Source organism: Pseudomonas sp. P1_A1, assembly GCF_056406935.1.
Window position 1 is genome coordinate 1 of the sequence record NZ_JBFTZE010000002.1, and the last position, 18,150, is coordinate 18,150.

The 18,150-nt window shown below is 58.7% G+C and carries 19 protein-coding genes; 13 read left to right on the top strand and 6 right to left on the bottom strand.

What is annotated here, in order from left to right:
* Window positions 1-438: 438 nt before the first annotated feature.
* Window positions 439-1,659 (bottom strand): CaiB/BaiF CoA transferase family protein, encoded by a 1,221-nt coding sequence (locus AC1D2Q_RS02880; protein WP_477812205.1) that lies wholly within the window; start codon window positions 1,657-1,659, stop codon window positions 439-441.
* 13 nt (window positions 1,660-1,672) lie between these two features.
* The gene (locus AC1D2Q_RS02885; RefSeq protein WP_477812206.1) at window positions 1,673-2,854 is read right to left on the bottom strand and encodes an acyl-CoA dehydrogenase; all 1,182 of its coding nucleotides are present in this window, start codon (window positions 2,852-2,854) and stop codon (window positions 1,673-1,675) included.
* Between the two features lie 157 nt (window positions 2,855-3,011).
* On the opposite strand from AC1D2Q_RS02885, the gene AC1D2Q_RS02890 reads away from it, so the two are divergent.
* The 10 genes from AC1D2Q_RS02890 to AC1D2Q_RS02935 all read left to right on the top strand — a co-directional run bounded on the left by AC1D2Q_RS02890 (window position 3,012) and on the right by AC1D2Q_RS02935 (window position 12,863).
* Window positions 3,012-3,911, top strand: coding sequence for a LysR family transcriptional regulator (locus tag AC1D2Q_RS02890; protein WP_477812207.1), 900 nt, complete (start codon window positions 3,012-3,014; stop codon window positions 3,909-3,911).
* A gap of 434 nt (window positions 3,912-4,345) precedes the next feature.
* Window positions 4,346-5,467 carry a Re/Si-specific NAD(P)(+) transhydrogenase subunit alpha gene (locus tag AC1D2Q_RS02895; RefSeq protein WP_018927228.1) on the top strand — a complete coding sequence of 374 codons (1,122 nt, stop codon included), beginning with the start codon at window positions 4,346-4,348 and terminating at the stop codon, window positions 5,465-5,467.
* Between the two features lie 15 nt (window positions 5,468-5,482).
* On the top strand, window positions 5,483-5,806 hold the full coding sequence (locus AC1D2Q_RS02900; protein ID WP_007940759.1) for an NAD(P) transhydrogenase subunit alpha part 2: 324 nt from the start codon (window positions 5,483-5,485) through the stop codon (window positions 5,804-5,806).
* Entirely contained in the window at window positions 5,806-7,254 is a 1,449-nt protein-coding gene (locus AC1D2Q_RS02905) for an NAD(P)(+) transhydrogenase (Re/Si-specific) subunit beta (RefSeq protein ID WP_018927229.1), read from the top strand. Before AC1D2Q_RS02900 ends, AC1D2Q_RS02905 begins: the two co-directional genes overlap by 1 nt.
* 188 nt (window positions 7,255-7,442) lie before the next feature.
* Complete coding sequence (locus tag AC1D2Q_RS02910) at window positions 7,443-8,936, top strand: acetyl-CoA hydrolase/transferase family protein (RefSeq protein WP_477812208.1); 1,494 nt, start codon at window positions 7,443-7,445, stop codon at window positions 8,934-8,936.
* 325 nt (window positions 8,937-9,261) lie between these two features.
* A complete protein-coding gene (locus tag AC1D2Q_RS02915) occupies window positions 9,262-9,477 on the top strand; it encodes a DUF1127 domain-containing protein (RefSeq protein ID WP_018927231.1) in 216 nt (71 codons plus the stop codon).
* Window positions 9,478-9,814: 337 nt separating this feature from the next.
* Window positions 9,815-10,132, top strand: a complete 318-nt coding sequence (locus tag AC1D2Q_RS02920; RefSeq protein ID WP_477812209.1) for a DUF2388 domain-containing protein — start codon at window positions 9,815-9,817, stop codon at window positions 10,130-10,132.
* A 107-nt stretch (window positions 10,133-10,239) separates the two neighbouring features.
* Window positions 10,240-10,557 carry a DUF2388 domain-containing protein gene (locus tag AC1D2Q_RS02925; protein ID WP_477812210.1) on the top strand — a complete coding sequence of 106 codons (318 nt, stop codon included), beginning with the start codon at window positions 10,240-10,242 and terminating at the stop codon, window positions 10,555-10,557.
* Window positions 10,558-10,584: 27 nt separating this feature from the next.
* Window positions 10,585-10,905, top strand: a complete 321-nt coding sequence (locus AC1D2Q_RS02930; RefSeq protein WP_018927234.1) for a DUF2388 domain-containing protein — start codon at window positions 10,585-10,587, stop codon at window positions 10,903-10,905.
* Window positions 10,902-12,863 (top strand): DUF7844 domain-containing protein, encoded by a 1,962-nt coding sequence (locus tag AC1D2Q_RS02935; RefSeq protein WP_477812211.1) that lies wholly within the window; start codon window positions 10,902-10,904, stop codon window positions 12,861-12,863. The genes AC1D2Q_RS02930 and AC1D2Q_RS02935 overlap by 4 nt, the downstream gene beginning before the upstream one ends.
* 87 nt (window positions 12,864-12,950) lie before the next feature.
* Here AC1D2Q_RS02935 and trpA read toward each other — a convergent pair whose 3' ends face one another.
* Window positions 12,951-13,763: a tryptophan synthase subunit alpha gene (gene trpA / locus AC1D2Q_RS02940; RefSeq protein WP_477812212.1), complete on the bottom strand. Its 813-nt coding sequence runs from the start codon at window positions 13,761-13,763 to the stop codon at window positions 12,951-12,953.
* A complete protein-coding gene (trpB, locus tag AC1D2Q_RS02945; protein WP_007940749.1) occupies window positions 13,763-14,998 on the bottom strand; it encodes a tryptophan synthase subunit beta in 1,236 nt (411 codons plus the stop codon). The genes trpA and trpB overlap by 1 nt, the downstream gene beginning before the upstream one ends.
* A 112-nt stretch (window positions 14,999-15,110) precedes the next feature.
* Here trpB and AC1D2Q_RS02950 point away from each other — a divergent pair, with 112 nt between their 5' ends.
* Window positions 15,111-16,004, top strand: a complete 894-nt coding sequence (locus AC1D2Q_RS02950) for a LysR family transcriptional regulator (protein ID WP_018927238.1) — start codon at window positions 15,111-15,113, stop codon at window positions 16,002-16,004.
* Here the strand turns inward: AC1D2Q_RS02950 and AC1D2Q_RS02955 are convergent.
* A complete protein-coding gene (locus tag AC1D2Q_RS02955; protein ID WP_018927239.1) occupies window positions 16,001-16,327 on the bottom strand; it encodes an ElaB/YgaM/YqjD family protein in 327 nt (108 codons plus the stop codon). The genes AC1D2Q_RS02950 and AC1D2Q_RS02955 overlap by 4 nt on opposite strands.
* Window positions 16,328-16,483: 156 nt before the next feature.
* On the opposite strand from AC1D2Q_RS02955, the gene AC1D2Q_RS02960 reads away from it, so the two are divergent.
* Entirely contained in the window at window positions 16,484-16,699 is a 216-nt protein-coding gene (locus AC1D2Q_RS02960; protein WP_007940746.1) for a dodecin, read from the top strand.
* 126 nt (window positions 16,700-16,825) lie between these two features.
* A complete protein-coding gene (locus tag AC1D2Q_RS02965) occupies window positions 16,826-17,050 on the top strand; it encodes a DUF1161 domain-containing protein (RefSeq protein ID WP_018927241.1) in 225 nt (74 codons plus the stop codon).
* 64 nt (window positions 17,051-17,114) lie between these two features.
* Here the strand turns inward: AC1D2Q_RS02965 and AC1D2Q_RS02970 are convergent, their stop codons facing one another.
* Window positions 17,115-18,116, bottom strand: a complete 1,002-nt coding sequence (locus AC1D2Q_RS02970) for an LLM class flavin-dependent oxidoreductase (RefSeq protein ID WP_064615703.1) — start codon at window positions 18,114-18,116, stop codon at window positions 17,115-17,117.
* Window positions 18,117-18,150: the final 34 nt, after the last annotated feature.

Sequence of the window (18,150 nt, forward strand, 5' to 3'; positions counted from 1 at the left end):
TGCTGTCAAGCGGTTATTTTCAGAAGTTTTCAAAGTTTCCCGTAAGAAACATCAGCAACTTCAACCACTTGCGCTTCCGATCTCTCGTTAGCGGGAGGCGAATTCTACAGCGTTAGTCGCTGCTGTCAACACCTCTTTTTCTCCGCTTTCGACCGAGAAGATCGAATCGTTAATAAGGCGACAACATCCTGCCTTACCAACTCCTTCTGGCCTCGATGAACTGAAGCGTAATCGCTGTCGAAAACTACGTAACTCGTTGTTTACCAAGGAGTTTTCCGTTTCGACTGCGCCGGAAGTGGGGCGAATTATAGACGTCCAGAATCTGCCGTCAACCTCTAATTTGGCTTTTCTATCAATAGCTTGCAGAAAGCCGGAAAACCGCCCGCTTTCCTTCTATAGAGGAGAGCAAAACCACTCCCTCTATAATAGAAGAGGACTTCAGAGCACCCCCGCCTCTTTGAAAGCAGCGACTGCACCGGCATCCAGACCCAATACCCGCTGCAAAACCTCCAGCGTGTGCTCACCCAGTAAAGGAGGTGCGCTACGGTACTCCACTGGCGTCTCGGACAGGCGTATCGGGCTCGCAACTTGCGGTACGATCCCGGCCAAAGCATGAGGCAGCTCAATAGCCAACCCACGAGCCTGAACCTGAGGGTCGGCAAACACCTGGGCCAGGTCATTGATCGGCCCACACGGCACGCCTGCCTGCTCCAACTGCGTCACCCATTCAGCAGTGGTCTTGAACACGGTCGCCTGACGGATCAGCGGGATCAGCACCGCCCGATTTACCACCCTTAACTTATTGGTCGCAAAACGCGGATCATCCGCCCACTGAGGCTGCCCGGCCACCTCCGCAAATTTGCGGAACTGCCCATCATTACCCACGGTGAGGATGAAGTCGCCATCGGCTGTAGGAAAGTCCTGATAAGGCACGATGTTCGGATGGGCGTTGCCCAGGCGCTTAGGCGCAATGCCCGTCGTCAGGTAGTTCATCGCCTGGTTCGCCAGACACGCCACCTGAACGTCCAGCAATGCCATATCAATGTGCTGACCGCCACCGCCATGATCCCGATGAGCCAGCGCAGCCAGGATCGCTACCGTTGAATACAGCCCAGTCAGAATGTCTGTCAGCGCCACGCCGACTTTCACCGGGCCCGCACCTTCATCTCCTTCGGGGCGACCGGTCAAACTCATCAGACCGCCCAAGCCCTGGATCATGAAGTCATAACCCGCACGCTTGGCATACGGGCCGGTCTGACCGAACCCGGTGATCGAGCAATAGATCAGCTTCGGATTGGCCACCTTTAGCGACTCGTAGTCCAGCCCATATGCCGCAAGACCACCGACCTTGAAGTTCTCGATGAGGATATCCGACTTCGCCGCTAACTCACGCACCAGCCGCTGACCCTCTGGCCGCGTGAAGTCGATGGTCACCGATTGCTTGTTGCGGTTGGCGGACAAGTAATAGGCCGCCTCGCTGGTGTTCTCGCCATAAGCGTCTTTAAGGAACGGAGGCCCCCAGGCACGCGTGTCATCGCCATTGCCCGGGCGCTCGACCTTGATGACGTCAGCCCCAAGGTCCGCAAGGATCTGCCCGGCCCAAGGCCCGGCGAGCACCCGCGACAAATCCAGTACCCGTAGATGCGAAAGCGCGCCCATGGCCGTTCTCCTATTAATAGAACGCCTGGAGGCCGGTCTGCGCGCGACCGAGGATCAGCGCATGGACGTCATGCGTACCTTCATAGGTATTCACCACTTCCAGATTGACCAGGTGGCGAGCCACACCGAACTCATCGGAGATACCGTTGCCACCCAGCATGTCGCGCGCCATGCGGGCGATGTCGAGAGACTTGCCGCAGGAGTTGCGCTTCATCATCGAAGTGATCTCGACCGCGGCAGTACCTTCATCTTTCATACGCCCCAGACGCAGGCAGCCTTGCAGCGCCAGAGTGATTTCGGTCTGCATGTCGGCCAGCTTTTTCTGGATCAACTGAGTGGCCGCCAATGGACGACCAAACTGCTGACGATCCAGGGTGTACTGACGAGCGGTGTGCCAGCAGAACTCGGCAGCGCCCAGTGCGCCCCAGGAAATGCCGTAACGCGCCGAGTTAAGACAGGTAAAAGGGCCTTTCAAACCACGGACATCCGGGAAGATGTTCTCTTCAGGAACAAACACGTTGTCCATGACGATCTCGCCGGTGATGGAGGCACGCAAGCCGACCTTGCCGTGAATCGCCGGAGCGCTCAGACCTTTCCAGCCCTTCTCCAGCACAAAGCCACGAATGTCGCCCGCGTCGTCCTTGGCCCAAACCACGAATACATCAGCGATCGGGCTGTTGGTGATCCACATTTTGCTGCCGGTGAGGCTGTAGCCGCCTTCCACTTTGCGTGCACGAGTAATCATCGCGCCCGGGTCGGAACCGTGGTCAGGCTCGGTCAGACCGAAGCAACCGATCCACTCACCCGAGGCCAGCTTCGGCAGGTATTTCTGCTTCTGTGCTTCGGTACCGAATTCGTTGATCGGCACCATGACCAGCGAGGACTGCACGCTCATCATCGAGCGATAGCCGGAGTCGACACGCTCAACTTCACGGGCAATCAGACCGTAGCTGACGTAGTTAAGGCCGCTGCCACCGTATTGCTCAGGAATGGTCGCACCCAACAGACCCACCTCACCCATCTCGCGAAAGATCGCCGGGTCGGTCTTCTCATGACGGAAAGCCTCGAGAACGCGCGGCGCGAGCTTCTGCTGAGCGAATTGCTGAGCCGTGTCGCGAATCATGCGTTCTTCTTCAGTGAGCTGTTGATCCAGCAGCAGGGGATCGATCCAGTTGAAGCTAGCTTTACCGCCCATGAGTGAGTCCTCTCGAATCGGGTCAAATAACGTGGATTGATCCTAGGCCGGGTTCGGCATCCCGGCAAACGAGGTTTTCGCATACTGTTGTGCTAATTTCTCACTTCGAAACGTTGCAAAATCGCCTTCATGCAATGCATTAGTGAGGTTGACGTACATGCGCAGGAAGATCCCCAGCACAACAGCGCTGATCAGCTTTGAAGCGGCAGCGCGCCACGAGAGCTTTACCAAGGCTGCCCAGGAGCTTTCTCTCACTCAGGGAGCGATTTGCCGACAGATCGCCAGCCTCGAGGAGTTCCTCAATGTTGAGCTGTTCCGGCGTTCACGGCGCGGAGTGAAGCTGACAGAAGCCGGGCTTTCCTACAGCCGCAGGGTGGCGACCCAACTCGACGCGGTTGAACGGGACACCTTGTCAGTGATGGGCCAGCAAGGCGCTAATGCGATTGAGTTGGCGGTGGTTCCGACCTTCGGCACTCAATGGCTGCTGCCACGACTCAAGGATTTCCAGCACAAACATCCGGAGGTGACGGTCAACCTCACCAACCGTACGCGCCCCTTCCTGTTTGCCGACACCGACTTCGATGCCGCCATTTATTTCGGCGACGCCGACTGGCCAGGTACCGAATCCCACAGGTTAATGGGTGAGAACCCGATGCCGGTGTGCAGCCCCACGCTGCTGGGCCAAAAAACCAACCTGAGCCCCGGTGAAATCGCCGAGTTGCCCTTGCTGCAGCAGACCACTCGCCCTTATGCCTGGCGCCAATGGTTCAACTCACAGAACCTGAATATCCCGCGAGACATGACAGGGCCGCGTTACGAGCTATTCTCCATGCTCGCCCAAGCAGCGATGCATGACATGGGGATCGCGCTGATTCCGCCATTCCTGATTCAGCGCGAATTGGCGGAGAAGCGCCTGATCATCGCCAATACCCAAGCACTATCGAGCATCAAGGCCTACTACCTGATGATTCCTGATCGAAAGGTCGAATCAGCCTCTTTGAAGGCATTTCGCGATTGGCTGGTGAATCAGGCACACAGCTACAACCTAGAAGGATAAAGGCTTACATCCATTAGTTGACTACGTAGTCAGCAATATAAATGCACTACAGATATAAGTATTTGTCGCATATTGACAGACTGTACCGACAAACAGCACAAACGTCCCACAAGCGTTTGAGTACGTGGCTTTGAGCCTCTATTGGCAGGCAATGACAACCTATTCACCGTGCGGATGTGTAAATTCTTGAATTTTGGCAAAAATCCTTAGAAGCCACGGCCTGCAAGGGATTTAACGGAAAGGTGCGACATTCGGTCACGGGGTGACTTGTAGTTAATTTTCCGTCACCCGTCATAATCCCTTGAAGGGCACAATGTTCGCCTGCAAAATGCCGCGCCCCGCCCTGATTTGGTGGGGTCGTGCTGATCGGCCGCCCCAGCCGCACCATCCGAAGTGCCTGGGTTTACTCAATAAGATCACGCAGGAGATTTGACGTGCACATTGGTGTTCCTCTCGAAACCCAGACGGGTGAAACACGGGTTGCTGCAACCCCGGAAACCATCAAGAAGCTGATCGGCCAGGGTCATAAGGTCACTGTACAAAGCGGCGCCGGCATTAACGCCAGCGTTGTCGACAGTGCTTATGAAGCGGCAGGCGCAACCATTGGCAGCGCCAACGATGCGTTTGGTGCCGAGCTGATTCTCAAGGTGGTCGCCCCCAGCGACAGCGAACTGACGCTGATCAAGAGCGGCACCGTAGTGGTCGGCATGCTCAACCCGTTCAGCAATGAAACCATCGCCAAACTGGCCGAATGCGGCATTACCGCGTTTGCGCTGGAAGCTGCGCCACGCACATCCCGCGCCCAGAGCCTGGATGTGCTGTCCTCCCAAGCGAACATCGCCGGCTATAAATCGGTGCTGCTGGCCGCTCACTACTACCCACGCTTCATGCCGATGCTGATGACCGCCGCGGGCACCGTGAAAGCGGCGCGCGTGCTGATTCTCGGTGCCGGTGTGGCCGGTTTGCAGGCGATTGCCACGGCAAAACGTCTGGGCGCCGTGATCGAAGCGTCCGATGTGCGTCCTGCGGTGAAGGAGCAAATTGAATCCCTGGGTGCGAAATTCGTCGACGTGCCGTACGAAACCGATGAAGAACGCGAATGCGCCGTCGGCGTCGGCGGCTATGCGCGCCCCATGCCGGCCAGCTGGATGCAGCGCCAGGCCCTGGCCGTACACGAACGCGCCAAGCAGGCTGACATCGTCATCACCACGGCACTGATCCCGGGTCGCAAGGCGCCGACGCTGCTCAGCGCCGAAACCGTGGCGCAGATGAAGCCAGGCTCGGTGGTTGTCGACCTCGCTGCAGCCCAGGGCGGCAACTGCCCGCTGACCGTGGCGGACCAGGTCGTGGTCTCGAATGGCGTGACCATTGTCGGCCCGACCAATCTGGCCGGTGCGGTGGCGGCAGACGCTTCGGCGCTGTACGCACGCAACCTGCTGGACTTCCTGAAGCTGGTCTTCAACAAGGAAGGCCAGTTCGAAGTGAACCTAGAAGACGACATCGTCGCCGCGTGCCTGATGTGCCGCGACGGCCAAGTCATCCGCAAAAACGCCTAAGCAGGGATTCAGACGATGGAAGAGCTTATCTCCCCCGGTATCTACAACCTGATCATCTTCGTGCTGGCGATTTATGTCGGTTATCACGTGGTCTGGAACGTTACACCTGCACTGCACACGCCATTGATGGCGGTGACCAACGCCATTTCGGCGATTGTGATCGTCGGCGCGATGCTGGCGGCCGCTTTGACCGTAACACCACTGGGCAAAACCATGGGCACCCTGGCGGTGGCTCTGGCGGCCGTGAACGTGTTCGGTGGTTTCCTGGTCACCCGTCGCATGCTTGAGATGTTCAAGAAAAAAGCCCCGAAAGCCGTACAAGAAGAGGCGCCCAAGTAATGAGCATGAACCTGGTAACGACGCTCTATCTGATCGCGTCGATCTGCTTCATCCAGGCCCTCAAAGGCCTGTCGCACCCAACCACGTCGCGGCGCGGTAACGTGTACGGCATGCTCGGCATGGCCCTGGCGATCCTCACCACCATCGGTCTCATCTATAAGCTGGCGGCGCTCTCCATTGAGCAAGGCGGTGCTACCGCCGGCATCGGCTACGTCATCGTCGGCCTGCTGGCCGGCGGTACCGCCGGCTCGATCATGGCCAAGCGCGTTGAAATGACCAAAATGCCGGAGCTGGTCGCCTTCATGCACAGCATGATCGGTCTGGCGGCGGTGTTCATCGCCATTGCAGCCGTCGTCGAGCCGCAGTCGTTGGGTATCGTTAAACATCTGGGCGATTCGATTCCGGCGGGTAACCGTCTGGAGCTGTTCCTCGGCGCGGCCATCGGTGCAATCACCTTCTCCGGTTCGGTGATCGCGTTTGGCAAGCTGTCGGGCAAGTACAAGTTCCGCCTGTTCCAGGGCGCACCAGTACAGTTCAGCGGTCAGCACAAACTGAACCTGCTGCTGGGTCTTGCGACGCTGGCACTGGGTGTCACGTTCATGCTGACCGGCAACTTCAGCGCCTTTGCCCTGATGCTGATCCTGGCCTTCGTGATGGGCGTGCTGATCATCATCCCGATCGGCGGCGCCGACATGCCCGTCGTGGTGTCGATGCTCAACAGCTACTCCGGCTGGGCAGCAGCGGGTATCGGCTTCTCGCTGAACAACTCGATGCTGATCATTGCCGGCTCGCTGGTGGGCTCAAGCGGTGCGATCCTCTCGTACATCATGTGCAAGGCGATGAACCGTTCGTTCTTCAACGTACTGCTCGGCGGCTTCGGCAACACCGCGGATGCTGGCCCGGCGGGCTCCAAGGAAGCCCGTCCGGTGAAATCCGGTTCGGCTGATGACGCCACCTTCCTGCTGACCAACGCCGACACCGTGATCATCGTTCCAGGCTATGGCCTGGCGGTAGCACGGGCGCAGCACGCCTTGAAAGAGCTGACCGAGAAACTGAGCCACCGTGGCGTGACCGTGAAGTATGCGATTCACCCGGTTGCCGGCCGGATGCCTGGCCACATGAACGTATTGCTGGCCGAGGCCGAAGTGCCTTACGACCAGGTGTTCGAGATGGAAGACATCAACTCCGAGTTCGGCCAGGCCGACGTGGTGCTGGTGCTCGGCGCCAACGACGTGGTGAACCCGGCAGCCAAGAACGACCCGAAATCGCCGATTGCCGGCATGCCGATTCTCGAAGCGTTCAAGGCCAAGACCATCATCGTCAACAAGCGCTCGATGGCCAGCGGCTATGCCGGTCTGGACAACGAGTTGTTCTATCTGGACAAGACCATGATGGTTTTCGGCGACGCCAAGAAAGTCATCGAAGACATGGTTAAAGCCGTCGAGTAAACCCCTTCGGCAACCTGAACGCCCCGACTCGTCGGGGCGTTTTTGTTTGCGTCTGTTACCGATCCTGCAAAGGTGTTTTGCCTGAAAGCACCGGAATAGACGCCCCGAATGCGACCTTGGTAGCGGGACGGGCACCGCTCGAATTCACTAGACTGCGCACCTTGCTTCCGTTGCCCGAGATAACAATCATGTACCGTGACCGTATTCGCTTGCCTTCATTGTTGGACAAGGTAATGAGCGCCGCCGACGCTGCCGCTCTGATTCAGGACGGCATGACCGTCGGCATGAGCGGCTTTACCCGAGCCGGCGAAGCCAAAGCCGTGCCTCATGCACTGGCCGAGCGCGCCAAGGTCACGCCGCTGAAAATAAGCTTGATGACCGGCGCCAGCCTGGGCAACGACCTCGACAAACAGCTGACTGAAGCCGGCGTACTGTCGCGACGCATGCCGTTCCAGGTGGACAGCACTCTGCGCAAGGCGATCAATGCCGGCGAAGTCATGTTCATCGACCAGCACCTGTCGGAAACCGTAGAACAGCTGCGTAACCAGCAACTCAAGCTGCCGGACATCGCGGTGATCGAAGCCGTGGCGATCACCGAGCAGGGCCATATCGTGCCGACCACCTCGGTGGGCAACTCGGCCAGCTTCGCGATTTTCGCCAAACACGTGATCGTCGAGATCAATCTGGCGCACAACCCCAATCTCGAAGGCTTGCACGACATCTATATCCCTACCTACCGGCCTACCCGCACACCTATTCCACTGGTGAAGGTCGATGACCGTATCGGCAGCACTGCCATCCCGATACCGCCGGAAAAAATCGTCGCGATCGTGATCACTAATCAATCCGACTCGCCCTCTACTGTGCTGCCGCCGGATGTGGACACCCAGGCCATCGCCGACCACCTGATCGACTTCTTCAAGCAAGAAGTGGCTGCCGGCCGCATGACCAACAAACTCGGCCCGCTGCAAGCCGGTATCGGCAGTATCGCCAACGCGGTGATGTGCGGCTTGATCGACTCGCCATTCGAAGACCTGACCATGTACTCCGAAGTGCTGCAGGATTCGACTTTCGATTTGATCGACGCCGGCAAGTTGAGCTTCGCTTCGGGCAGCTCGATCACCCTGTCGAGCCGGCGCAATGCCGATGTATTCGGGAATCTGGAGCACTATAAGGACAAGCTGGTGCTGCGCCCCCAGGAAATCTCCAATCACCCCGAAGTGGTGCGGCGCCTGGGCATCATCGGCATCAACACCGCGCTGGAGTTCGACCTGTACGGCAACGTCAACTCCACTCACGTCTGCGGCACGCGGATGATGAATGGCATCGGCGGCTCGGGCGACTTCGCGCGCAATGCGCACCTGGCGATCTTTGTCACCAAGTCGATCGCCAAGGGCGGTGCCATTTCCAGCGTGGTCCCCATGGTCAGCCACGTCGACCACACAGAACATGACGTCGATATTCTCGTGACCGAGATCGGCCTGGCCGACCTCCGTGGCCTGGCCCCGCGCGAGCGGGCCCGCGTCATTATCGATAACTGTGTTCACCCGGACTATCGCCAGGCCCTGAATGACTACTTCACCGCCGCTTGCGCAGTCGGCGGGCACACCCCGCATATCCTGCGCGATGCCCTGAGCTGGCACATGAACCTGGAAGAAACCGGGCACATGCTGGCGGTGTAATTGATACAGATAGCAGCTGACGCAAACACAGTTTCGTCAGCTCGCTGTTGCAGCATTCTTTTCGATCAAAAACTGTACTGCTGTACCGGTCTTTTCCTACCGTAATTGCCTACCTTTTCCAGCCTAACGCCTATAAATGCACCATAATGGTGCTGATAGGTACAGTTGCCTCAATTTAGACCAGTACACCACCGTTTAACAGTTAACTGGTCTCTCACAATACAGGTGAACTGTATCTACAGAGACTGGCCAAACGAGAGGATCATTGGCATCAGTCAAAGTTAAACCACTACCTAATCCCGCCATAAGCGGAAGGATGTCAACCATGGAACGTACACTCAGTTCCGAGCTGTTCTTCGAAGACACTGCAGCAAAAACCCAGGCTTCCCTGCCTTTGCGCGTTATCGCCAACCTGATGCTGTGGCAGCGCCGCATCTCCAGCCGCCATCAACTGGCTCGTCTGGATTCGCGTCTGCTGGCTGACGCCGGGATTAGCGAAGCACAACGCTACGAAGAGCTGAGCAAGCCGTTCTGGCGCTAAGTTAACGTCGCTGGCTCTGACCCACCGGGTCCACCGCCAGCAACCCGAATTGAACAAACAGAACCCGTCGTGGGAAACCACGACGGGTTCTGTCGTTTTGGCTTTATATCGGGGCGTATAGAAGAGAATATCACCAACAGTTACAGTTTTAGATATATAAAATACTACCAGTACAGTTTAATCTGAGCGTGTCTGCGTTCGCCTGTATGAACAAGCGGGACTGTTCTAACCGATGTACTCAGGCCTAATATCTGGAAAGAACGTGGCGAACGCTTTAAGACGACAGGCGTCTGATCCTGTGCCACCTCTCTATCGATCTATCCAAAGGAGCTACCTCATGTCCCGCCTTCGCCTGCTCAGCGCTGCAGCCCTGCTTGCCATGGCTGCCAATGCCCAAGCCAGCAGTTTTATCGTGACCACCGATTCCATCGTTAATGGCCTGAAGGCTTCCTCCGACGCGACTTCAGATGTCTCGTCCTCCTTTCGCGACGACAAAATCGTCCGTGCTGCCCGTGACGATGCCGCCAGCTTCGTTGCCAGTGAAGGTGCCATCCGTGGGGTGAAACTGGAAAGCGCGCTCGACCATATCCGCCAACAGGCTCCGCAACTGAATGCGACCGACGCACAGCTGGCCCAGGCCATCCTGACGATCTAAGCAACTGCGCCGAACCGGGACACGCCCGTCGTGTCCCAATGTTTCGGCGCTGGCTCTAGCCCGGGCATTGCGCTAGCCTTGGGGCTCGCTTTCAGCTATCGAGCCTCATGCGTTTTCTTTCAAGTCTGTTGATCGCTCCGGTTTTTCTCGCGGCCTGCTGGTCGGGTTCGGCCCATGCCTTCGACGCTTTCAACCTGTCCACACAAGGCACCGTAGCCAGTGGTTATGCCACCAGCATGGTGACCTCCGCCCCCTTCGACCATAAAATGCTGATCGCCGCCCGGGATGACGCTGCAGCGTTCATCGCCAGTGACGGCCAACTGCGAGGAGCACAACTGGAATCGGCCTTGATCTACCTGCGCCGGACCCAGCCAAAACTTCATGCCAGCGACCTTGAACTGGCGCAGGCAATTCTCGTCCAATAGTTATCCTTGTTTCTCCGGAGTCACTCCATGCGTAGCCCGCTGATTGCTGCCACCCTTGGCCTGCTGTTGTTGGCCGACGTGGCCCAGGCCCACACCCTGGTAGCCACCAGTAACATGATCATTCGTGCCTCCCAGCGCACGCTTGATTTCACTTCCGATACCACCACGTCCATCCGCGATTCGAAGATCGTCCGTGAAGCCCACGACGATGCGGCCAGTTTCGTCGCCAGCGAGGGTGAAATCCGTGGTGCACACCTGGAAGCGGCCTTCGACACCTTGCGCACCCGCGTACCGGAAGCCCGCGACGCCAGTGATCAGGTTCTCGCCGAAGCCATCCTCGCACTGTGAAATCACTAAGCACCTGGCTGCTGGCCGGGGTTGTGTTGCTGCTTGGCAACACGGCCCAGGCCGGCCTGCAATTACGGCTCAAGACCGACGGCCTGAGCCCCGCGCAACAGCAGGCCAGTCAGGCGCTGCTCGATGAAGCCATGCAGGCGTTACCGCCACGCTTCATCGAGCAGCTGGACCGGCACATCGATGTCGGCTGGACCGACAACATGCCGAGCAATGCCTATGGCCAGGCATCGCTGGTGTCCGAGCTCGACCTCAATCGCAACCTGCTCGCCAGCCTCACCGACGGCAGCGCCGCGACCAAAAAAACCTATCGTCCCCACGGCACCGTGCGTCAGGAACTGCTCGCCACGGTGTTGCACGAGCTCACCCACATCTACGACCGCGCACGCCTGTGGCCGGATGCCGAGCGCACACTGATCCAGCGCTGCACACAACGTAACAGCAGCTCCGGACTGATCGGCATCCCGGATCAGTGCCGCGGACAGACCGACCGACGCTGGACCCTCAGCGACGACCCTCGCCTGCTCGATCTGGCCGGCTGGCCGCAATACGTCGGTCGGCGCGGTGAGCGCGAACAGCACAACCGGCAGATTGCCCGCAGCCCGGACATCTACGAGACGAGCAGCCCGAAGGAGTTCGTCGCGGTCAACATGGAGTACTTCCTCCTCGACCCAAGCTATGCCTGCCGTCGCCCTGCGCTGTATCGCTACTACAAAGAACACTTCGGCTGGGCGCCCGCCGCCAAAGACACCTGCGCCCGATCATTCGCCTTCCTCAATGCGGGTAACGATTTCGCCAAACAGCCCTTGGGCCAGGTCGATCCGGAACGGGTGTATGCCGTCGACTATCTGCTGGCAGAAGCCAACCAGAACTGGGTCAGCCGCTGGGGTCACAGCATGCTGCGACTGGTGATCTGCGCGCCCGGTCGGCCTCGCGGGCCGGATTGCCGCCTCGATCTGGATCAACATCTGGTGCTGTCCTACCGCGCCTTCGTCGGTGACGTACAGTTGTCGAGTTGGGATGGGCTGGTGGGCAAATACCCATCGCGCCTGTTTGTGTTGCCGCTGGCCCAGGTGATCGACGAATACACCAAGACCGAACTGCGCAGCCTGGCCTCGGTACCGCTGAACCTGTCGCGCAGCGAGATCGAAGACGTGGTGGAACACGCCGCCGAGATGCACTGGAGTTACGACGGCAATTACTTCTTCCTGTCCAACAACTGCGCCGTGGAAAGCCTGAAACTGCTGCGCAGCGGCAGCAATAATGCCCAGCTGACAGGGCTCGACAGCATCATGCCCAACGGCTTGCTGGAAGTACTCAAGAGCCGCGGACTGGCGGATACCAGCGTGCTCGACGACCCTCGCGAAGCGTTACGCCTGGGCTATCGCTTCGACTCCTTCCGCGAGCGTTATCAAGCGATGTTCGAGGTGTTGAAAAAGCATTTGCCGATCAAGCAGGAAAAGGTCGAAGACTGGCTGGCATTGAAAGCTGATGAGCGCCGCAAATGGATTGACCAGGCGGACCTGCGCACCAGCGCGGCATTGCTGTTACTGGAGCAGGCGAGCTTCCGCCAACAATTAGTGTTGGCTCAGGACGAAGTCAAACAGCGCTACCTGGGCGCTCGGGAATTGAACAACGGCGGCATGGATAAAGCCAACGCGACCTTGCAGCAGATTCTCGCCAATAGCGGCTTCCTCAGCCGTCCGGCCGAACTGCTCGGTACTGGTGGCTATGGCTTGCCGCAGCCGAACGAGTGGACACGCCTGGAGTCGGAAAGCAATCTGCGTCAGAAGCAGCTTCAAGTGCTGACCGGGGACCTCGACAAGGAAGTGCGAGCGCTGCTCGAGCCAAGCCGCGCTGCTGAAATGGCCGCCAACGAAGAGAACCTGAAACAGGTTGGCGAACATTTGAGGAAGTTGCACAAGGCTGCGGGTGGGTTGGAGTTGCCCTGAAAGCAAAAAGGGCTTCAGAACGTAGTCCTGAAGCCCTCGGTCTTGCTGTATGTGCTGTGCCGCGAGGCACTAATTCCTCTCTTACTTTCAGCTGACCCGCGCTTTACGCACGCCGTCGGACAAGGCCGCGCACAGGCTGAGAACGCCCTCCACAGCCTGATCCGGGGTCGAGGCGTTGGCGATGTGATCGATCAGCGCCGACCCCACCACCACACCATCGGCCAGACGCGCGATGGCCGCGGCCTGTTCCGGTGTGCGAATACCGAAGCCGATGCTGATCGGCAGAGCGGTATGGCGACGCAGACGGGTGACGGCTTCTTCGACATGTTCCAGAGTCGCCGCGCCCGCACCGGTCACACCCGCCACCGACACGTAGTAAACAAATCCGGAACTGCCATTCAGAACGGTCGGCAGACGCCCATCGTCAGTCGTCGGAGTGGTCAGACGGATGAAGTCCAGGCCCGCTGCCTGTGCCGGGTCGCACAATTCAGCGTTATGTTCTGGCGGCATGTCGACCACGATCAGGCCATCAACACCGGCTTCTTTGGCTTCAGCGATGAAACGCGGCACGCCGTACATGTGAATCGGGTTGAAGTAACCCATCAACACCAGCGGAGTCTCGCTGTTGCCTTCGCGGAACTCGCGAACCATTTGCAGGGTTTTCGCCAGGTTCTGTTTGGCGCCCAGGGCACGGATGTTGGCCAGCTGGATCGCCGGGCCGTCGGCCATCGGATCGGTGAAGGGCATGCCCAACTCGATCACGTCAGCGCCAGCACCGGGCAAACCTTTGAGGATCGCCAGGGACGTTTCATAGCTTGGATCGCCGGCGGTCACAAAGGTCACCAGGGCGGCGCGGTTCTGTTCCTTGAGTTCGGCAAAACGCGTTTGCAGGCGGCTCATCAGTGTTTCTCCTGCTTGGACTGCACTTGTTGAGAGTTTTCCATATGGTGCATCACGGTTTGCATGTCTTTGTCGCCACGACCGGACAGGTTGACCACCATCAGGTGATCTTTCGGCAGGGTCGGTGCGCGCTTGAACACTTCGGCCAGGGCATGGGCGCTTTCCAGTGCAGGAATAATCCCTTCCAGGCGGCAGCATTTATGGAATGCGTCGAGGGCTTCGTCGTCGGTCACCGAGGTGTACTGGACGCGGCCGATGTCATGCAACCAGGCGTGTTCCGGGCCAATGCCCGGATAGTCGAGGCCGGCAGAAATCGAGTGGGCGTCGATGATCTGGCCGTCATCGTCCTGCAACAGGAACGTACGGTTGCCGTGCAGCACGCCCGGTACGCCGCCGTTCAGGCTGGCCGCGTGCTTGCCGGTTTCGATACCGTAACCGGCCGCCTCAACGCCGATGATCTCGACGCTCTTGTCATCGAGGAACGGGTGGAACAGGCCCATCGCATTGGAACCACCGCCGATGCACGCCACCAGGCTGTCGGGCAGACGGCCTTCCTGGGCTTGCAACTGCTCACGGGTTTCCTTGCCGATAACGGCCTGGAAGTCGCGAACCATGGCCGGGTACGGGTGCGGACCGGCCACGGTGCCGATCAGGTAGAAGGTGCTGTCAACGTTGGTCACCCAGTCACGCAGGGCTTCGTTCATTGCGTCTTTGAGGGTGCCGGTGCCCGCGACTACCGGGATCACTTCGGCGCCCAGCAGCTTCATGCGAAACACGTTGGCTTGCTGACGTTCGATGTCAGTTGTGCCCATGTAGATCACGCAATCGAGGCCGAAACGCGCGGCCACGGTGGCGGTCGCCACGCCGTGCATGCCGGCGCCGGTCTCGGCAATGATGCGTTTTTTGCCCATGCGCCGCGCCAGCAGGATCTGGCCGATGCAGTTGTTGATCTTGTGCGCGCCAGTGTGGTTCAGCTCTTCGCGCTTGAGGTAAATCTTCGCGCCGCCGCAGAACTCTGTCAGGCGCTCGGCGAAATACAGTGGGCTTGGACGTCCGACGTAATCACGCTGAAAGTAGGCCAATTCTTCTTTGAATGCCGGATCTTCCTTGGCCGCTTCGTATTCACGGGCCAGATCGAGGATCAACGGCATCAGGGTTTCGGCGACGTAACGGCCACCGAACGCGCCAAACAGGCCGTTGGCGTCGGGGCCGTTGCGCAGATTAGTCTGGGTCATGGGTCGCTCCAGTTGTATTCGAGAGGTGACGATGGGGTTCACTCTACCCCTGACATCCCACGCTGAAAACCGATAAGATCGCCGCAACCTGTCAGGAAAACTCACAAATCCAATGAGCCATGACCTCCCCCCGCTGAACGCGCTTCGCGCCTTCGAAGCCACTGCCCGCCTGAACAGCGTCAGTCAGGCTGCCGAACAGCTGCACGTCACCCATGGCGCGGTCAGCCGGCAACTCAAGGTGCTGGAGGAACACCTCGGCGTGAGCCTGTTCATCAAGGATGGACGCGGCCTTAAACTCACAGATGCCGGCGTTCGTTTGCGCGATGCCAGCGGTGAAGCCTTCGAGCGTTTGCGCAGCGTTTGCGCAGAGTTGACCCAAAGCACCGCCGATGCGCCGTTCGTGCTCGGCTGCTCGGGCAGTCTTTTGGCGCGCTGGTTCATTCCGCGTTTGGGGCGCCTGAATGCGGACCTGCCGGATCTGCGCTTGCACCTGTCGGCTGGCGAAGGCGATCTCGATCCACGACGGCCTGGTCTGGATGCTTTGTTGGTATTTGCGGAGCCGCCGTGGCCGGCGGATATGCAGGTCTACGAGTTGGTGAGCGAACGAATCGGCCCGGTCATGAGCCCGCGATTTGCCGGCTACGAAAGACTACGAAACGCACCGGCAAGCACATTGTTGAGCGAACCCTTGCTGCACACCACCTCACGTCCGCAAGCCTGGCCGATATGGGCACAGCAAAGCGGCCTCGACGACAAGGCGCTGAAGTACGGTCAGGGCTTCGAGCATTTGTATTACTTACTGGAAGCGGCAGTGGCCGGGCTGGGCGTGGCCATCGCGCCCGAGCCGCTGGTGGCCGAAGACGTGAAGGCCGGTCGCCTGGTTGCGCCATGGGGCTTCCGTGAAACCCCGGCGCAACTGGCGTTGTGGCTCCCCAAGCGCGCCGCGGACGGGCGCGCTCGGCAGTTGGCGCAATGGCTTAAAAACGAACTGCGCCAGACACCTTAATGACCACGCTTGAACAATAAGTAGGCCGCGAGCAATCCCAGCGCACCCACGGCAACACCGGCTGTAGTCCAAGGGTGCTCCTGGGCGTAGTCACGAGTCGCGATCCCGGTTTCACGGGTTTTGACCTTAACCTCTTCATAAGCATCGGCGAGCAGATGGCGTGAGTGTTTCAGCGCGTTCTCGGCGTTGCTTTTCAACGTCTTGATAGTTTTACGCGACTCGTCCGAGGCGTCGTCCTTCAAGCTTTCCAACGATTTCAACAGACTCTCGATCTCGGCTTCCATGCTTTGCAATGAGGCGTTGCGTAACGACGTGTTGGCCATGATGGCTCTCCTGCATTGTTGATGAGTGACGTGTGTTGGTTGGGACTTCAGGGGTTCGAGAAAGTGCAGTAAATCTGAACGTCACTACGGATTGGTCGACAGAAGAAATACGAAAAATCACTGCTAGGCTGTATTTCACACCTCAAGGAGAACGCCATGACTGACCATCACACCTACAAGAAAGTCGAACTGGTTGGCTCGTCCACCAGCAGCATTGAAGACGCCATCAACAATGCCTTGGCCGAAGCCAACAAAAGCCTCAAGTACATGGAATGGTTTGAAGTGACCGAAACTCGCGGGCATATCAAAGACGGCAAAGCTGCACACTTCCAGGTGACACTCAAAGTCGGGTTCCGGATTGCCAGCAGCTGAGTTTGAGCCAGCCGGCTGAACTTGCGCGACGACTGAATGCCATAGGAAACAGCAAAGTGCTACAGAGTGAGCGCATCCGGTAGCTGGATGCCCTCCCTCTATTGATCCGACCAAGGAGTGCAACCCATGAAGAAGTTTATTCTGGCGGTAGGTTTGTTGAGCCTTGCGGGAACAGCCTTTGCCCAGGTCAAGTCGTGTGAAGAGCTGAAGGCCGAAATCGCTGCAAAACTGGACGCCAAGGGTGTTTCAAATTACACGCTGGAGATCGTCGACAAAGGCACTGCTGCCGGTGGAAAAGTCGTCGGAAAATGTGAGAAAGGCTCCAAGGTAATCGTTTACAAGCAAGGCTGACCTCCCTCAAAAATGAAAAAGCCGACGCAATGGCGTCGGCTTTTTTGTGGGTGCTGTGCAAGCGTCAGCCCTTCATGACCTGTGCCAACAGTTCATAGGAGTGCACGCGATCGGCATGTTCGTACAGGTCACAGGTGAAAATCAGTTCATCCGCCTGGGTCTGTTCGATCAGCACCTCAAGCTTGGCGCGGATTTTCTGCGGACTGCCGACCATGGCCAGCCCCAGGAAATCACCGACCGCTTCTTTCTCATGGGGCAGCCACAGGCCGTCCATGGTCTTCACGGGTGGGCGTTGCACCAGGCTCTGGCCACGCATCAACGCAAGAATCCGCTGGTACACCGAAGTGGCCAGGTAATCGGCCTGCTCGTCGGTGTCTGCCGCAACCAGTGGCACACCGAGCATCACGTAAGGTTTATCCAACACCGCTGAAGGCTTGAAGTGGTTGCGGTAGACGCGAATCGCTTCATGCATGAAGCGCGGTGCGAAATGTGAAGCAAAGGCGTAGGGCAAACCGCGCTCACCGGCCAGCTGCGCACTGAACAGGCTCGAACCCAGCAACCAGACCGGGACATTAGTGCCGGTGCCCGGCATGGCAATGATTCGCTGGTCCGGTGTCCGCGGGCCGAGGTAGCGCATCAGTTCGGCGACGTCTTCCGGGAAGTCATCGGCACTGCCGGAGCGTTCACGACGCAAGGCGCGGGCGGTCATTTGATCGGAGCCGGGCGCGCGACCCAGGCCCAGGTCGATCCGGCCTGGGTACAGGCTTTCAAGGGTGCCGAACTGCTCGGCGATCACCAGCGGCGCATGGTTGGGCAACATCACACCCCCCGAACCGACACGAATGGTCGAAGTGCCGCCGGCCAGATAGCCCAGCAGGACCGAGGTCGCCGAACTGGCAATCCCGTCCATGTTGTGGTGTTCGGCGACCCAAAAGCGGTTGTAGCCGAATTTTTCGACGTGCTGCGCCAGGTCCAGGGAATTGCGCAGAGACTGGGCCGCACTGCCGTTCTCGCGCACGGGCACCAGATCGAGGGTCGAAAACTTGATCTCAGACAGTCGTTTCATAAACCTGCTTCTCCAATGGGTAAGCAGGTTTTTT

Coding starts and splice junctions, on each gene's coding strand:
- AC1D2Q_RS02880 (WP_477812205.1), bottom strand. CDS start 1,659: ATGGGCGCGCTTTCGCATCTACGGGTACTGGATTTGTCGCGGGTGCTC.
- AC1D2Q_RS02885 (WP_477812206.1), bottom strand. CDS start 2,854: ATGGGCGGTAAAGCTAGCTTCAACTGGATCGATCCCCTGCTGCTGGAT.
- AC1D2Q_RS02890 (WP_477812207.1), top strand. CDS start 3,012: ATGCGCAGGAAGATCCCCAGCACAACAGCGCTGATCAGCTTTGAAGCG.
- AC1D2Q_RS02900 (WP_007940759.1), top strand. CDS start 5,483: ATGGAAGAGCTTATCTCCCCCGGTATCTACAACCTGATCATCTTCGTG.
- AC1D2Q_RS02905 (WP_018927229.1), top strand. CDS start 5,806: ATGAGCATGAACCTGGTAACGACGCTCTATCTGATCGCGTCGATCTGC.
- AC1D2Q_RS02910 (WP_477812208.1), top strand. CDS start 7,443: ATGTACCGTGACCGTATTCGCTTGCCTTCATTGTTGGACAAGGTAATG.
- AC1D2Q_RS02915 (WP_018927231.1), top strand. CDS start 9,262: ATGGAACGTACACTCAGTTCCGAGCTGTTCTTCGAAGACACTGCAGCA.
- AC1D2Q_RS02920 (WP_477812209.1), top strand. CDS start 9,815: ATGTCCCGCCTTCGCCTGCTCAGCGCTGCAGCCCTGCTTGCCATGGCT.
- AC1D2Q_RS02925 (WP_477812210.1), top strand. CDS start 10,240: ATGCGTTTTCTTTCAAGTCTGTTGATCGCTCCGGTTTTTCTCGCGGCC.
- AC1D2Q_RS02930 (WP_018927234.1), top strand. CDS start 10,585: ATGCGTAGCCCGCTGATTGCTGCCACCCTTGGCCTGCTGTTGTTGGCC.
- trpA (WP_477812212.1), bottom strand. CDS start 13,763: ATGAGCCGCCTGCAAACGCGTTTTGCCGAACTCAAGGAACAGAACCGC.
- trpB (WP_007940749.1), bottom strand. CDS start 14,998: ATGACCCAGACTAATCTGCGCAACGGCCCCGACGCCAACGGCCTGTTT.
- AC1D2Q_RS02950 (WP_018927238.1), top strand. CDS start 15,111: ATGAGCCATGACCTCCCCCCGCTGAACGCGCTTCGCGCCTTCGAAGCC.
- AC1D2Q_RS02955 (WP_018927239.1), bottom strand. CDS start 16,327: ATGGCCAACACGTCGTTACGCAACGCCTCATTGCAAAGCATGGAAGCC.
- AC1D2Q_RS02960 (WP_007940746.1), top strand. CDS start 16,484: ATGACTGACCATCACACCTACAAGAAAGTCGAACTGGTTGGCTCGTCC.
- AC1D2Q_RS02965 (WP_018927241.1), top strand. CDS start 16,826: ATGAAGAAGTTTATTCTGGCGGTAGGTTTGTTGAGCCTTGCGGGAACA.
- AC1D2Q_RS02970 (WP_064615703.1), bottom strand. CDS start 18,116: ATGAAACGACTGTCTGAGATCAAGTTTTCGACCCTCGATCTGGTGCCC.